This is a genomic window from Plectonema cf. radiosum LEGE 06105 (assembly GCF_015207665.1).
In the GTDB taxonomy this organism is placed as follows: Bacteria; Cyanobacteriota; Cyanobacteriia; order Cyanobacteriales; family Nostocaceae; genus Rivularia; species Rivularia radiosa_A.
Genome location: NZ_JADEWL010000001.1, coordinates 1 through 16578, shown reverse-complemented (window position 1 = coordinate 16578; position 16578 = coordinate 1). Strand labels below are relative to the sequence as shown.

12 protein-coding genes are annotated in these 16578 nt (G+C 39.4%); 5 read left to right on the top strand and 7 right to left on the bottom strand.

The window, feature by feature from the left end; genetic code table 11:
* Positions 1 to 802 precede the first annotated feature (802 nt).
* The 3 genes from IQ247_RS00060 (at position 803) to IQ247_RS00050 (ending at position 2836) form a co-directional block, all read left to right on the top strand.
* A complete protein-coding gene (locus IQ247_RS00060; RefSeq protein WP_193915434.1) occupies positions 803 to 1777 on the top strand; it encodes a cysteine synthase A in 975 nt (324 codons plus the stop codon).
* 125 nt (positions 1778 to 1902) lie between these two features.
* Entirely contained in the window at positions 1903 to 2142 is a 240-nt protein-coding gene (locus IQ247_RS00055) for a (2Fe-2S) ferredoxin domain-containing protein (protein ID WP_193915430.1), read from the top strand.
* Positions 2132 to 2836, top strand: a complete 705-nt coding sequence (locus IQ247_RS00050; RefSeq protein ID WP_193915427.1) for a DUF5331 domain-containing protein — start codon at positions 2132 to 2134, stop codon at positions 2834 to 2836. The genes IQ247_RS00055 and IQ247_RS00050 overlap by 11 nt, the downstream gene beginning before the upstream one ends.
* A gap of 61 nt (positions 2837 to 2897) precedes the next feature.
* Here the strand turns inward: IQ247_RS00050 and ygfZ are convergent, their stop codons facing one another.
* From ygfZ to IQ247_RS00035, 3 genes are all read right to left on the bottom strand, one after another.
* Complete coding sequence (gene ygfZ / locus IQ247_RS00045) at positions 2898 to 3896, bottom strand: CAF17-like 4Fe-4S cluster assembly/insertion protein YgfZ (protein ID WP_193915424.1); 999 nt, start codon at positions 3894 to 3896, stop codon at positions 2898 to 2900.
* A gap of 170 nt (positions 3897 to 4066) precedes the next feature.
* A complete protein-coding gene (locus IQ247_RS00040; protein ID WP_193915420.1) occupies positions 4067 to 4576 on the bottom strand; it encodes a RidA family protein in 510 nt (169 codons plus the stop codon).
* 312 nt (positions 4577 to 4888) lie between these two features.
* The gene (locus IQ247_RS00035) at positions 4889 to 5923 is read right to left on the bottom strand and encodes an NADH-quinone oxidoreductase subunit E (RefSeq protein WP_193915417.1); all 1035 of its coding nucleotides are present in this window, start codon (positions 5921 to 5923) and stop codon (positions 4889 to 4891) included.
* 355 nt (positions 5924 to 6278) lie between these two features.
* On the opposite strand from IQ247_RS00035, the gene IQ247_RS00030 reads away from it, so the two are divergent.
* The gene (locus IQ247_RS00030) at positions 6279 to 6875 is read left to right on the top strand and encodes a hypothetical protein (RefSeq protein WP_193915414.1); all 597 of its coding nucleotides are present in this window, start codon (positions 6279 to 6281) and stop codon (positions 6873 to 6875) included.
* A gap of 16 nt (positions 6876 to 6891) precedes the next feature.
* Here IQ247_RS00030 and IQ247_RS00025 read toward each other — a convergent pair whose 3' ends face one another.
* Positions 6892 to 7377, bottom strand: coding sequence for a hypothetical protein (locus IQ247_RS00025; protein ID WP_193915411.1), 486 nt, complete (start codon positions 7375 to 7377; stop codon positions 6892 to 6894).
* A 165-nt stretch (positions 7378 to 7542) separates the two neighbouring features.
* Between IQ247_RS00025 and IQ247_RS00020 the strand changes: the two genes are divergently transcribed.
* The gene (locus IQ247_RS00020) at positions 7543 to 9360 is read left to right on the top strand and encodes a protein kinase domain-containing protein (RefSeq protein WP_193915408.1); all 1818 of its coding nucleotides are present in this window, start codon (positions 7543 to 7545) and stop codon (positions 9358 to 9360) included.
* Positions 9361 to 9565: 205 nt separating this feature from the next.
* Here IQ247_RS00020 and IQ247_RS00015 read toward each other — a convergent pair whose 3' ends face one another.
* From IQ247_RS00015 to IQ247_RS00005, 3 genes are all read right to left on the bottom strand, one after another.
* A complete protein-coding gene (locus IQ247_RS00015) occupies positions 9566 to 10153 on the bottom strand; it encodes a hypothetical protein (RefSeq protein ID WP_193915405.1) in 588 nt (195 codons plus the stop codon).
* A gap of 180 nt (positions 10154 to 10333) precedes the next feature.
* A complete protein-coding gene (locus IQ247_RS00010) occupies positions 10334 to 14311 on the bottom strand; it encodes an SdrD B-like domain-containing protein (protein WP_193915401.1) in 3978 nt (1325 codons plus the stop codon).
* 120 nt (positions 14312 to 14431) lie between these two features.
* Positions 14432 to 16578, bottom strand: a 2147-nt coding sequence (locus IQ247_RS00005) for an OmpA family protein (protein ID WP_193915398.1), incomplete at its 5' end; no start/stop codon positions are given.

Below are 16578 nucleotides of genomic sequence, written 5' to 3'. Positions count from 1 at the left end.
TAATTTCCTTTAGGGACTCTTTTTCCTGTAAAAAAACTGAGCCGAGTAAAGTTTTATCAAAGCTGTAATTATTTTCTAAGCTAATCCCTTTTCACACCATTCGTTGTTTCACTGAATTTACAAGGTGCTAGACCCCTCAGATACGTATTTGTACGCATTTTTCCTCTCTTCACTATTTAGGTTATATGTCAAGATAAATAGTTTTTATTCGCTCAAAAGTTGAATTTGACTAAGTTTGATTACTGATAATTTCTCAGTGCCACGGTTACGGAGAGTACAGATATTCCAGAATCTAAATCGAATATCGGAACCATTACCCATTACACTCAAAAAACAACTTAAATCAGTGAACATCTTAAGGAGTTAGGAGTTAGGAGTTAGGAGTTAGGAGTTAGGAGTTAGGAGTTTGGAGTTTGGAGTTTGGAGTTTGGAGTTTGGAGTTTGGAGTGGGAAAATCAATCCGTCACTCAATGCTTACCACTTACTTGTGAGAAATCCAGGAATACACGCCCGGAAGGGAATTGATAACTAACTGATAATTGTTAACTGTAAATTGTTAAATAATTACTTGTGCCAAGATTTTGTTTAAATAAAGAATAGTTAGTTTGGGAAGCGTTATATGACTGAGCAGTAAATATATATAAATAATCAAGGGCGTGAAACGGTTAACTACTTATCCCACATTTCTCACAAACAAGAAGGAAGTTGGAGTCAGGAGTCAGGAGTGAGGAGTGAGAAATCCAGATTATAAGTACCGCTGTCAGTCAAAATTCTTAAAATAAAGAAAATTGGTCAATTAAACATGGATATTAAAAATGGTTTTGTAGGTACCGTCGGAAATACACCGTTAATTAAATTAAAAAGCTTTAGCGAGGAAACGGGATGCGAAATCTTGGGTAAAGCAGAATTTCTCAATCCCGGTGGTTCTGTTAAGGATAGAGCGGCGTTATATATCATTGAAGATGCTGAAGCTAAAGGTTTACTCAAACCTGGTGGAACTGTTGTTGAAGGAACTGCTGGTAATACTGGTATTGGTTTAGCACATATCTGCAATGCCAAAGGTTACAAATGTTTAATTATTATCCCCGAAACCCAATCACAGGAAAAAATGGATGCGCTTCGAGCTTTGGGGGCAGAAGTTCGTGCTGTTCCGGCTGTACCCTACAAAGACCCCAATAATTATGTAAAATTATCTGGTAGAATTGCCTCTGAAATCGAAAATGCTATTTGGGCAAACCAATTTGATAATTTGGCAAACCGTCAAGCCCATTATGAAACTACCGGACCCGAAATTTGGTCGCAAACCGATGGTAAAATTGACGCTTGGGTAGCTGCTACTGGCACTGGTGGAACTTTTGCTGGTGCATCAATGTTCTTGAAAGAAAAAAATCCCGATATTAAATGTGTTGTTGCTGATCCGATGGGTAGTGGACTTTACAGTTATATCAAAACTGGTGAAATTCAAATTGAAGGTAGTTCCATTACTGAAGGTATTGGCAACAGTCGCATTACTGCTAATATGCAAAATGTACCCATTGATGATGCTATCCGTATTGATGACAAGGAAGCTTTACGAGTCGTTTACCAACTTCTCAACAAAGAAGGTCTATTAATGGGTGGTTCTACTGGAATTAATGTTGCTGCTGCTATGGCGATCGCCAAACAAATCGGACCTGGGCATACTATTGTAACTATACTTTGCGATAGCGGCGCTCGTTATCAATCTCGGATATTCAACCCCGAATGGTTAAAATCAAAGGGTCTTGAAATATGTTAACATAACACGTTAACAATTTTAGAGACGTAATCATACTACGTCTCTCATAAAATTAAGATTTGTAAAATAGTATTTAGTTATACTGTTTAATTGTTGATGTTATATATTAACTAGCAATTAATAATATGAAATGGGTTCGAGTTTGCCAAAATCGTACTTGTAAAAAGCAAGGTGCTGTTAAAGTATTAGCAGCTTTTAAAGCTAATGTTGTTTCTGAAGTGACGGTTACAAGCAGCAGTTGTTTGGGACAATGTGGTAATGGACCGATGGTATTAATATTGCCCGAAATGGTTTGGTACAGTCACGTTAGTCCGCAAGAAGTGCCTTTAGTAGTAAAACAGCATTTGTATGGTGATGAATATTAAGCAACTACGGGAATCTTTGAAAATCAAGTGGGTGATGTACTACCATCAAAATCGTCCTTGGTTGGCAAAAATGCGAATTTGGGGAACTTACAATGGTTATCGTCGCCCTTCGAGCGGTTTTATTTTGGCAACTTTATCTGTTTTAGAACCTCAACTCGATGAAATTTTCCCTTTCATACTCGAATTAAATAATAATCCCGATGAAATTATTGCTGCATTAGGTCTTAATTTTAATCCCGATGAACAGCTACATTTAATTAAGAATACAGATAATCATCAAAATAAACATCAAAATAAACAAGATGGAGAAACTTACGAATCTCCATTATCAACTTCAACAGCAATTACTAAAATACAAAACCTTCGTCTCTCGCAAAAAATAATTTCTACATCAGAATCAGTAGAAAGAGAATTCCAAATTTTTTCCGAATTAATCAGAGAAAATCCCCATCAACCTGTTTTGGAAGCAAGCATAATTGCTCAATTAGAAAACGAACAAGAAATTTTATCTTTACTAACGATGTGTGAAGAATCCGAAGCACAAGGAAAAATTGTGAAAGTATCGTCGCCAGAAGAAATCGAACAGATTAAATCAACATCAAGCAAAAAAGTTTCCAATCTTGCTTCTTGGATAGATGAATTTTGTCAAGGTACTGGTTGGGATAGAGAAGAAGCTATTTTTATTCCGTTTTAGTTTATCAGGGAATAGGGAACAGGTTAAAGGTTATAGATTAGTAGTTAACAACTGTCAACTGTCAACTGTCAACTGATTTAATTTCCGGATATTCGTGAGAAACGAATGGAACTGATACAACTTCCCCTTCAGAACCTTCTACTTCTACTTTCAACCCAACTCCACCGGCTTTAGTGCGAATGTAGCCTAATCCGAAATAGCGATCGCCATTTTGAGTACAGCTAGTAATTTTACCGACTTTTTCATCATTTACTGTAATTATTGTTCCTGGTTCCACAGCAGCGTTTAAAATAATTCCCCACAAATTTTGTTTTACACCTTTGTAAGTATTTAATCTAGCAATAGTTTCTTGTCCGATATAGCAGCCTTTGTTGAAAGAAATTGTTTGCCATAAACCGACTTCTAAAGGATTATAATCATCAGTTAATTCCTTTTCTGGTTGCGGTCTTCCTTGTAATATTCGTAACATTTCCCAATCGCGATCGCTAATTTCAACAGCACCAGCTTCGATGATTTTTTGCCAAATAATTTGTTGTTGATTGGCATTGAAAATCATAGTATACCCTGGGGAAGCTAAACCACTGCCGACAGCGATAATATTTTGTGTATTATCTTCATTTATAAGGGGAATAGGAATATGAGTACCATAGGGTTTACCGATAATTTCTGAAGCGTGTAATTTTTCGACAATAGCGTCACTTTTTGGTCCGATGAGACTAAAAGTTACAGTTTCCTCAGTTAAATCGGTTAGTTGTACCTTGTCAGCAAAAAAAATATATTTATCTAACCATTGCATCAAATATTCACGTCGGTTGGGAGAAACTAGTAATAAAACGGCATCTTCGGTAACATAAGCAGTTGCTAAATCAATAGTACGAGCGGTAGAGGTGACAAAAACGGTATCACATCCTTCTCCCGGTTTGAGATTTTCAAAATCGTTTGTACTTTGATTGTGTAAAAAGCGCAAACGGTCATTATCTGTAACTTTGATACGTCCCCAGTGACTGCGATTGTAGACACCAACTTGTGTTTCTACTGTTTGAATAGCTGATATAGACATTTCTGGATTTAGTTTTGAAAAAATATAATGTATTTTAGATTTATTTTAGAATAATTAGGGCTTGCTGAAAAAGTAATGAAAAAGCTACCTGGAGTATTAGGTTGTTTTTTAATAGCTATTAGGAGCAACGCGATTTTAGTGGTTGCTTTCACAAAATCGCCTTGTTGCCCTTAATTAACTACCGCAATTGCTTTTATTTCAACTAACAAATCTTGATCTGCTGCTATTAATGGTACATCAATAAGAGTAACCGCAGGAGAGCTACCTTGTAAAAAATCACCCACAGTTTCGATAAGAGTTTTTTGATATTGCGGTTTATAATCAACTACAAACATTTCCATTTCAACTATATCTTTTGGGGTTGCTTGAGCTTCATTTAATGTTAACTTTAAATTTTCAAGAGCTTTCTGGATCTGTAAGCCTAAATCCCCTTTCCCAACTACTTTTTGATTTTTATCCCAAGCCACTTGCCCGGAAAGATAAATTGTTTTACCTGTTTGAATCATAACTCCTTGAGAAAAACCATAATCTTTTATCGGGTAGACAGTAGATGGATTCAAATTGAATTTGGTATCTGAATTGTTTAAAGTTTGAGCAATACTTTCATTTCCAAATGATTGGATAAAAAATATAGCTAATAGGAAAGAAAAAATTGAAATAAATTGAATCAGTTTTTTCATACAACCTCTTTTGTTTCCTGTATGCTTTGCCTTGTTTCTAGCAATTTATTGTCTTTCGGTATGGGAGGAGATTCGGGAATATATGGTAAAGCTTCTCTGGAAATTATCTATGTCCCAAATTCCCTCCCACATTCAACTTCACAAGTATCTGTATTACGTTCGTTGACTATCCTGTGATATAGGAACCAATATCATACAGTTGACATATTGTAAAGAGCCAGAACATAGATCAAACCCCCCTTAAATCTTAAATAAGGAGGGTTCGTAACGGTATTTTTTTCCCCTTGGTGTTGCTCTGGTCGTAGAATACTACTAGATATTGGTTCTTTTATCCTTAATTTCTACTTCTGCAACTTCGGAATCGTGTAAATCAGTTTCAGGAATATTAGTATCTGTTTTTAATGCAACCTCCTCTTCTTTTACTGAGGGTGGATTACTATCTTTGGATGCATTTTTAACAGACTTTGCTGCATCATTTACAGAATGTTTAACATCTTTACCTGCTTTTTTAGCAGAGTCTCCCATACTTTTTGCAGAAGACTTCACATTTTCTCCGGCTTTCTTGGTAGATGACTTCACATCATCAACTGCACCTTTAATAGAGTTAGCAGCGTTTTTTACAGATGGTTTGACATCTTCTTTGACTTCATTTACAGCACCCTTAACAGAGTTTGCAGTATCTTTTATGGATGGTTTCACTTCCTCAACAGCATCTTGAACCGATTTTGACACAGTTTTCATCGCAGGTTTAGCTTCTTCTGCTGCACCTTTCAAAGAATTTGCAGCACTCTTGATAGCAGGTTTAGTTTCATCAACCGTGCTTTGTACTGAATTAGCAATATTTCTGACAGCAGGCTTAGCTTCTTCCGATACACCTTTAACTGCTTCAACTACGGAAGGCTTAGATTCTTGAACTGTATCTTTAATTGCTTCTGCGGTATTCACTACAGAAGGCTTGGCTTGCTCAACTGTATCTTTTACTTCATCTACCACACCTTTAATCGAAGGCTTAACTTCCTCAGCTGTATCCTCTACTACATGACCTACAGTATCTATGGCACTATTTGCGTGTTCAGCTACACTTTCAGCAGCATCAACAACACCTTCTACAGTTTTATCAACAGCTTCAGATGTACCCTTGCCAACCATTGCACCAGCTGCTGCACCGGCTACTGCACCAAGAATTCCTTTTCTCGCACCTAGTAAACCACCAATTGCAGCCCCTGCTGCCGCTGCACCAATACCAGAACCCCCAGAATTAGACTGTTTTTGTTCTTGTTCTTGTTCTTGTTGCTCTAAGCTCTTATTTTCTGCTTGATTTTCTAAAGGTTGGTTGTTCTCATTCATAATAATTTCCTCAGTATTCAATTATTGAAACTGCTTAATTAAAAAAATTGCAGTTTATCAAACAGTATTAATTTAACAATTCAAATTTTGGAATTACACCAACTTTAGGGAGACATTATCGAGATTGTGATTCAGTCGGAGGTTGGAGATTTAGAAGTTGTGAGTTAAGAAGTCGGTTTTGATGATTGTTTTGTGGTGTTACCGATATTTGTTGTAAAAATCCGACTTCTAAATTTAAATTCGATATCTTAAGTACAAACTTGTTACAAGAGGTTATAGAATTAACATTTAATCGTATTTATAATTACTGTAGCCACTAGTTTTAATTAATATTAATTAAAGAATAATACAGTTAATGATGATAATTTTTTGGCGTGCTATAGGGATTGTGATAATTTTGATTTGTGTCAATTGCTTTGATTCTACAAGTGTTAATGCAACAGAAGTATCTGATTCTCAAAATATAGTATGGCGGAATGCTTATAATGCATCAATTGCAGGTGTATATAATCCTAGTACCGAGCAAATAGAATGGAAACAAGCTCGTCATGCGGGGATTGGAGGTGTATATAATCCGACTACTGAACAAATCGAGTGGAAACAGGTATTTCATGGGGGAGTTGCAGGTGTATATAACCCTACTACTCAACAAATTGAGTGGAAAGAAGTTGTAAAATCTGGGGTTGCAGGTGTATATAATCCGATGATACAGAAAGTAGAGTGGAAAGAAGTTGCCTTTTCTGGGGTTGGGGGTGTATATAATCCCATTAAACAAAAAGTAGAATGGAAAGAAGCATTCAAATCTGGCGTTGCGGGTGTGTATAATCCGATTACGCAAAAAGTAGAGTGGAAACAAATGTTAAATGCTGGAGTTGCGGGAGTTTGCACTATCGAGGGTTATTATACGTTGCATAGTTCCTCATTTTATGGAGTTATGGCTGATTTTAATTAATTGTACGTGTTTCCTGTTATTGTGGTAAATTAGCGAAGATTTCCTCAACAACTCGCTTTGCTTTAATATCGAGTAAATTCCATTCCACATCCCCAGATTCATCTAGTAAACTAGTATCAATATCAACTTTGTCATCAGTAAGGGTGTATTCGAGAAAGCAAACCTGGTAGCATAATTCCCATAAATCCACATTTACTTGCTGCTGTTGACGCTGCAAGCACAGATGATATCCTGGATGGGGCGTTGGCAACAATCGTAATCTTTCTTTGATTTGTTCGGCTTGTTCGGGTGTTGCAGTTTCGAGTTCTTGAATCAATTGAGTAACGATTACTTTAGTTTGGTCATTTGTGTCAGCAGCCCAAACCAGTACGTCATGATAAGTTCCTTTCCAGGAAGAATTGTCAAGTAACTTGCGAACATTATCAACAACACGAATAAATGCTGGTTGCATGAGTAGTTCAGCCTGTTGCCATGCTACTGAGTTTGTGATTTTAGGTGGCATTGTTAGTAAACAGAAATGTTGAAATCAATATTCACAATGTGTATTTATAGAATACTGTGCTGACGGCGAAAATCTTCTTGGTTACAAAGCGGATATTGTCGCAGTACAGATGGAGATATTTAGTACGTCCCGCATTAGTTGGGTGTTAAAACTGGGTAGTGAAATATGATAGGCAAACTACTAGACTCTCGTTACCAAATAGTAAAAGTTCTCGCAACGGGTGGGTTTGGAGAAAATTATATTGCAAAGGATACCAAAAGACCGGGTAATCCGATCTGTGTTGTCAAGCATCTCAAACCTACCACCACTGATAAAAAAATGTTTGACACTGCGAAACGTTTGTTTCAAAGTGAAGCCGAAACCTTAGAAAAATTGGGTAATCATGACCAAATACCCAGATTATTGGCTTATTTTGATGATAATCATGAATTTTTTTTAGTACAAGAATTTATTGAAGGACATCCTCTGACTGATGAATTAGTTCATGGGGAACGTTGGAATGAAAATCAAGTTATTCAAATGTTGTTGTCCGTTCTCTCAATTTTAGAATTTGTTCACAGCCAAGGTGTAATTCACCGGGATATTAAACCCGATAATATCATTCGTCGTTACAGTGATGGTAGTTTAGTTTTAGTTGATTTTGGTGCAGTTAAGAAGTTACGAGCTTCTTACGGTTTGGGTTGCTTTGAGGCTATGGAACATCCTTCTGCTACAGTGGCAATTGGTACTCCCGGTTATATGCCTACAGAACAAGGACAAGGTAGACCAAGGCACAATAGCGATATTTATTCCTTGGGAATTATTGCAATTCAAGCGCTTACGGGGGTTGCACCAATGGATTTACAAGAAGACCCGCAAACGGGAGAATTAATCTGGGAGCATTTAGTACCTATAAGCCCCGAATTAGAATCGGTATTAAGTAAAATGGTTCGCTATCATTTTAAAGAGCGTTACCAAAGTGCTACTGAAGCCCTGCAAGCCCTAAATTCATTTGCTCCCGATTTAGTAGTACCCCAACAATATCCCCAACTGCGGACACAATCTTTTCCCTCCCAACATTCTCGGATAGCTACAATTGCTGTTGCACCTAGTAATCCCCATCAACCAGTCAGAGCAGTTCCCCAACAGGTTCCTCGTGGTTCTAAAGGTCCCGATTTTTTACAAATACTTATTTTATTCTGTTTAGCTGGCGGCGCTGCTGTTGCAACTCCCGTTATCGTAAATAATGTAAACAACTTTGCAAATAATTTTACTGGTACGACAGCATCTGCAAACTGTTCGGTAATAGTTGCGGCTAATTCTAATATTCGTTCCGAACCTAGTATTTATACTAATAATAATATTTTAAAAAAAGTATCTAAGGACACTGCTTTTGAAGTTACAGGTAAACGAACAAAAAAAGGTTGGGTAGAACTAAAAGCTAATACCGACGATTCTGCTTGGGCGCATTCGGATGTGATTAAAAACCCACAGGAGTGGATTACTTGTCTACGAGACAAGGGAGTTGCCGTTAAAACCGTTGACGAAAGCGGATTGATTGCAGCTCCACCCCAACCGAATCCGGTTATTGAATACGAAAACGTCAAGCCAGTCGAAAATAGCCAACAAGACGATAAAGTTGTAGAACAAGCCAGAGAAAAATATGAATCTGGAGATTTAAAAGGCGCGATCGCAATTTTAGAATCTCTTGCTCCCAATGATAAGAATGTCAAAGAAGCGAGTGAAATGATTAATCAATGGCAAAAAGATTGGGCTAAAGCAGAAGATTTCTTCAACGATGTAAATACAGCGATTTCCGAAAAAAAATGGGATAAAGTCCAGGATTATCAAAAGAATCCGCAAAAATTGCCAGATATTGATTATTGGCGAAAGAAAGTTGATCCTTTACTTCAAGAAGCTGCTGAAAATACCAAAAAAAGTTTTTCTCGATTAAAAGTAGAGGAAACACAAAAAACCGAACAAGGAGAAAAAACTCAGGAATAAAAACTCGTGCCTTTATTTAAAATAGAATGGGTAATTGGTAATTGGTAATTGATAATGGTTAATTATCGAAGAAGGGGACTTTTAACAGGGAATGAATGGGTAGCATTTTCTCTTAAGAGTAAGAGTCCCCAATCGGGTTATAAAAACCCATCCCAAACCAGTCTATTCCCTATTCCCTATTCCCAATTACCAATTACCAATTAAATTAATTATTCCTAGGTGCTTCTAGAATTTGTTCTTGTACAGGATTTGTATTTACAACGGGAGTTTTCCGTTGTAAGTCAGCATTGTAAAAATAAACGCGACTACAATACTGAGTAGAACTAGAACAAGTGGCTTCAATCGCAACATTACTCACATTGTTAACATTAAGGGATAAATTGGCTGCTTGTGTAGGTTTAACAGTAACAGTTTGAGTTGGTTGTCCATCCAAGTAAAATCGAAGCTGAACGCTAGGACTATTTACATTATTGTCGGGCATCCCAAAACCCAAATTTAAAGCTTGAAATACATTTTGAGGGCGATTATCCGGTTTAATTTTACAAGTTAGAGCAGCCGAACGATAGCCGGGACTCAAATAAAATTTACTGTTGTAAACTGCTTTACCGATAGAAATATCGAGTTTTTGCATACGGACACTACCGATTCCACTTTTAACACAATTAGCTCTCAATAAAGAAATCGGACGCATCTGTTTTTGCTGTTGAGCAGTTGCTTCACCCAAAGGAAAGAGAGCGGGTAATATCACCGCAATTGGTAGAATAACTGAATCAATTAATTTATTTTTTTTCATTGACATTCAAAATTAATTTCAATCAAACGAAGTAAAAGTCAAAATCATAATACCTAATCCTTCGGACTTTTTTTTGTATCAAGGAATGGAATTGGGAATGGGTAATGGGTAATTGGTAATTGCTGACTGTTGACTGTTTACTTTTTACTGTTCCCTGTTCCCTACTCCCTAAAATTGAAATTAATTGATTCTGACGCGGAAGCGAACAAATCCAAATTGTCCACCAGCGGGTAAAGTACCTAGATTTGTAAGTACCGCACCATTTGTAGGAGTACCGTTGCGGCAAATATTCTGGAAATCTGCGGGTACGGGAGCTAAAGGTGATAGGAATGTACCGTTATCCCCACCATCACCACCTCCATTGACAAGAATACTACCTTCTACAAAAGTTGTATTGTTAGGAATTAAGTCGCAGACCTTGACATTTTGCAAGCTTTCCCCACCTTCGCTTAAAAAGTAAATAGTATATTCTACAATGTCACCGCTTTGTACGGGTGTTTCTAAACGAGTAATACCTACAGGTGAAGATTGTGGAGAGGAATTGAGTATATTATCATCATTATCGTTGGGGTCATCTTCAAATTGGTTGAAAGCAACTCCACTAATCGGTTGATTACCTCTTAATACATTGGTAATCCGCTTGACTAAACGTAAGTTTATCGGACCTGATGCACCCAAACGACCGGGACGGAAACCAAAGTCAACTTCATCTGTGTCGGGATTTGCTTGGGTTAACTCAGCACTTAAGGTTGTTTCAGTAGTAGGACTAAAGTCAGTAGGTCTTGCAGATTCTACAGTGTATGTACCAAGAGGTAAATTATCAAAAGTATAGTTACCATTTTGGTTAGTGGTTGTGGTTCCAAAATCCCTACCTTCGGAATCTCTCAAAGTTAATTGAACATTGGGAATTCCGGGTTCCCCTTCATCCTGTACACCATCACCATCTGTATCATTAAAAACAGTATCGCCGATGGAACCGGGTAGTCCAGTCATTCTCACCCCAAAATCAGCACTATCTAAATTTTGATTGGGTTGCAAAGTTACTGGAATCGGATTGGCACCCGTGGTGAGAATACTACCATCAGGAAGCGCTATTTCTACTCGATAATTTCCTGGTGGAAGATTGTTAAAAGTATATCTACCTGGGGTATTTTCATTGAAAGCGACAGTTTCCGTGTTATCGGTAAATTGTTGATCTATTTGGTCGTCGGAAGTACCAAAAACACCATCTTCTCCGGGACGAATTAATCTAACTAAAACACCGCTAACTCCCGGTTCACCTTCATCTTGAATGCGGTTAGCATTTACGTCAGCAAAAACGGTATCACCAATAGAACCCTGAAGCGGTGGTTGGAAACCAAAATCAACTGTATCAATATTTTGACCGGCTTGTAAGGTAACTGGGTTTGGTTGCGTCAAAGTCGGATTCAAACCTTGGGGAGGATTCTCAATTGAGACGGTGTAAGTACCTGGTGGTACGGTAAAATTGTAGACTCCATTGTCGCCGGTAGTGGTTCTTGCAACTTCATTTCCGTCAGTATTTCGTAGAACTAAGGTAATTCCGGGGATTCCGGTTTCATTTAAATCAGGAGTACTATCCCCGTCGTTATCGTAGAAAACAAAGTCTCCAATTGTCCCAACTTGTTGCGGTGAGAAACCAAAGTCAGCAGTATCGAAGTTTTGATTAGGTTGTAAAGAAATAATACTTGGTGGTGTTTGAGTCGGACTTAAACCGTTGGGAGGATTATTTACTACAACTCTGTAGTTACCAATAGGTATATCGGGGAAACTATATCTACCATTGTTATCGGTGGTAGTGGTAGTGACGGTAATATCGTCGGGGGTACCCAATTGATTATCCGGACCCGGACGAATTAAAGTAACTTGAACGTTGGGAATTCCTGGTTCATCTGGGTTTTGAGTGCCATCACTGTTATTATCCCGATACACAGTATCACCGATTGTACCCGTGGGTTGCGTGAAGCCAAAATCAGCGGTGTCTATATTATCACCAGGATTTAAAGTAATTGGATTATTAGGAGTTTGAGTTTGACTCAATCCGCGAATTGGTTCCTGAGATTGGTCGTTGATTGTAACTCTGTAAATTCCCGCAGGTAAATCGGGGAAACTATAACGACCATTGGCATCTGTTCTAGTTCTACCACTGGTATCATCATCATCAAGACTATTGCCAAATTCACCATCAGGTCCGGTACCGGCATAGTTGACAATTACATTGGGGATTCCCGGTTCTCCTGGATCTTGTTGACCGTTGCCGTTAATATCTCTGTAAACCGTATCACCAATTGTACCCGTACCTTGTTGTGTGGGAGCTAAACCAAAATCAATGGTATCTAAATTTTGATTGGCTGGTAAATTAATTGTACCTGGTGGGGTTTGAGTCGGAGTTAGACCTTGGGGATTGGTAATAGTAACTCTGTAATTACCCGCTGCTAAATTGGGAAAACTGTAATTACCGTTTTCGTTGGTAGTTGTAGTTTGGGTGGTATCGTCAGGTGTACCAAATTCACCATCGGGACCGGGAAGCGTCAGAGTTACCGTTACTCCTGGAATGCCAGTTTCACCTGCATCTTGTGTATTATTACGGTTAGTATCTGTGTAAACCGTATCCCCAATACTACTTTGTCCTTGACCTAATTGTCCCGGTACAAAACCGAAGTCAACTGTATCGATATTTTGACCTGGTTGTAACGCGACAACATTCGGTTGGGTTTGAGTCGCAGTATCTCCTTCTCTAGGACTCGTTGCGGTAACTCGGTAATTACCCGCAGGCAAATTAGGAAAACTATATCTACCTTCGGCGTTAGTAGTTGTAGTTTGGGTGGTATCGTCAGGAGTACCAAATTCACCGTCGGGACCGGGAAGCGTCAGAGTGACCGTTGCTCCTTCAATACCCAGTTCACCTTCATCTTGGACATTATTACGATTTGCATCCGTATAAACTGTATCTCCAATACTACCTACAGCAGATGGTGCATAACCGAAATCAGCAGTATCAAAATTTTGACCTGCTTCGACAACAATAGTTTGTGGTGGTGTTTGAGTAGGAGTCAAACCATCGGGAGGATTACTGACAATTACTCGGTAATTACCCGCAGGTAAGTTAGGAAAACTGTATCTACCATTATCGTCAGTAGTAGTGGTCTGGGTAGTATCGTCGGGAGTACCAAACTGACCATCCGCACCTGGAACGATCAAAGTCAAGTTTATTCCACCAATTCCCGGTTCATCCGGATTTTGACTACCGTCACCGTTGGTATCACGATAAACTGTATCACCGATTGTAGCGGCATTAGGAACTGGCGCACAAATCGTAAATGGTGCTAAACCGATAGTTTGGTCTTGTCCGGGTTCACCGAACTCCCTTCCCACTTGATATTCAATGCGGATTTGATCTACAGTACCTCCCGGTGTGATGGAAACGTTACCATCTCTATTAGCGGGAAATGAATTATCGACAATACCCAAAGCAGAATTTCCCGAAATTCTGTTGAATTGACCGAGAGATTGTAAATTAACCGGGACGTTGGAAGTTTCACTGGATGCAGTAACCGTAACGACATCTTGGAAAGTTCGACCGCTATCTCGTGGACCATCGCGGTCAACATCTAATAAAGTTAAAGGTGATGCTAAGGTAACTGGTTGAGCAAAAGTAAGAGTAACAGTCGCGCTACCCGGAGAAAGATTACCAGTTTCCGGAGGTTTACCAGGTCCAATATTCAAACGTAAACTCGGTCCGGGAATACCACCGTAAATATCAGTACCAATTCTTGATTCGGTTCTATCAATAACTTGACCAGGAACTTCTTCGGTAATCGTCAAGATGGTACGGATACCGCCAATATTATACTCTTGTGTTAAATCTGATAGGTTGTCAGTAGGATTTAATTGTATTGTTTCTGGTGCAGTACCCGCAGGACAACTACCTGTGGTTTGTGCAATAGCTTTACCAGAATCAAATATGGGTACTTGAGGTACACCCAATAATGCTGCTAATAAAGTTGTAGAAAGAAAGGGTATAGAGATGTTGTGAACAGCAGGTGAAATATGATATCTGCTCCGGAGACGCTCCCCTAACACCACCTTACCGGGTTTGCCTTGAGTAATTGCCGATAAATGCTTAAATAAAGCTTTCATTTTTTGCTTCCTAAACAACGAAAAATAAAGAATTGGTAATTGGTAATTGGTAATTGGTAATTGGTAATGGGTAATTGTTAACTCCTAACCTTTTACCTTTGACCTTTTACCTTTGACCTTTTATCTTCTTCTTTCAATTTGCAAATCTTGTTCTTGGTCTTCAATAATCAGGTCTATACCCCTAACATCTTTGAAGATGATTTCAGTACGTCGATCTCTGGCGTAATCGACAATATCGGTACTACCAGGAACTTTACGTTGAGATTCACCGAAGGAACGTATGGTCATTCTTTCGGGTGCAATTCCTTGACGTAATAAGTAATTCCTTGTAGACAATGCTCGTCGTCTACCTAATGCTTGGTTATAAGCATCACTAGCGCGGGGGTCGGTATGACCTTGCAGTTCGATGACGATGAATGGATATTGTTTAAGTACTTCCGCTACTTGGTCTAGTACTTTTGCACTTTCGTCACTAATGAAAGATTTATCTAAGGCAAAGTGGACGTTGCGTGGTACTTGAATGCGGATGGGTTCCGGTGGTGCTTCTGGTGGTGCTGGTGGTGGTGCTGGTGGTTGTGGTGGGGGTGGTGGTACTGGTCTGGAAATGCACTCAGGCGGTTTTATTGGATTGATAGGAGCCTGCACCTTAACATTGGGTATAGTCCCCTCAACACCAATAATTGTCGCGATCGCCGGTTCTGATGTTCCATACTGCGGGTCGGTGGCGATCGCGCTAATTACATCCCCGGTTTGCACGTTTTCTAGTTGAGCGGTAAATTTACCGTCTTCTCCCACGCTAACTATGGTTAGGGGTTCTGTTAATGCGCCGAATCCCGGTTGATATATGGCATTTGGTCCCCTTTGATAGTCGCCCAATCGATAAAATGTCACTTCGCTACCTTCATCGGCTTTCCCCGTGACGATGGCGCTACTACCGCTGGGTAAAAAGTATTTTTCGGTGAATTCGGGAGCGTTAATTGCGGCGTTTCCGGTTTCTTTACGGCGATTTACTGAGGTACGTCTGGGGTTGGGACCATCTCCCCGCTGAAAGTCAATTACCCCCAAGTTTCGCTGACTGTTGAGGTCAATACTTAATCCTTCTAAAGCCGCGAATTTATTGTTACGGATATCGTTACGTATCGCAGGTCCGCTTTTGCCAATATCGTTATGAGGGAATGCGGTAACTACTACTCCAGGTCCGGTTTGATGGTCAATTTCGTTGCCAATTATTTGATGTTCGCTGCCCATCACGAAAACTGCTGCTCGTCGGAGTCTTCTACCGTTATAAGTAATTTTATTGTTTTGTACGAGTATCTTGCCTTGGGGTTTGAATAAATAGACACCAGCGCCGTCGTTAGCACAAATTAAGTTACCTAGAATTTGCGAATTGTCCACAACCCCTTCAAACCGCAAAGCATCAGGCATTCCATCGATACCGTTACCAATAATGATATTCTGCTCTACCTGAGTATTTTCTGCTCTTACCGAAGTAATAATTGCACTGCCGGCATGGTAAGAGATTCGGTTTTTGCGAATTGTCGCACCTTGACTATTAAATAAATAAACCCCAAAAGCGGAAATTTGTTCGGGTACTCGTTCATCAGCAGTGATTCCCAACCAGTTATTTTCAATAACTACATTTTTGGGGGGTTCGTTCCTTTCATAAAAAGGAAAATCATCGTTAGGTGGTCTTTGCTGACTGATATCGGGAGGGGGAAAGCGGTGAGCAATGACAATATCCCCCGGTGGAGTTGTCAGGGTTGCGGGTTCGGGTTCACCGTCATAAATTAATGCACTTCCCAACTGCTGTTTGATGGGTTCGGCATTAAAACCATAAAGATTCAAACCGCGTATGGTGATATTATCTGCGACCACCGTTAAACCGCGAAAGACTTCTTGTCCCGTTGCGGGTTTAATTGTCACCAAGGGAATGGGAATCTCAATTTCCGCAGTTGCGGAAGTGTTGGGATCGTATCCCGGTTGGGTACTTCCATCAATTGTTAATCCTGGTACCGCTAAATCGGGCAATACCGTTTGTAACTCGATGGTTGTCCCCCCAGTGGGTAAATTAAATGCAATCGTACTTCCACCAGTCGCGGGAGTAATTTGAGGTTGTTCAGCACTACTGAGTTGTTGGGGGGTTAAAGTTCCGTTGACAACTTCAATGGCTTCGCGCAAAGTTAATTGAGCATCCGCTGTTACCGGACCATCTGCATTACTATTTACCACCACCCGCACGGGAGTTGGAACTGGGGAGATGGGGGGGG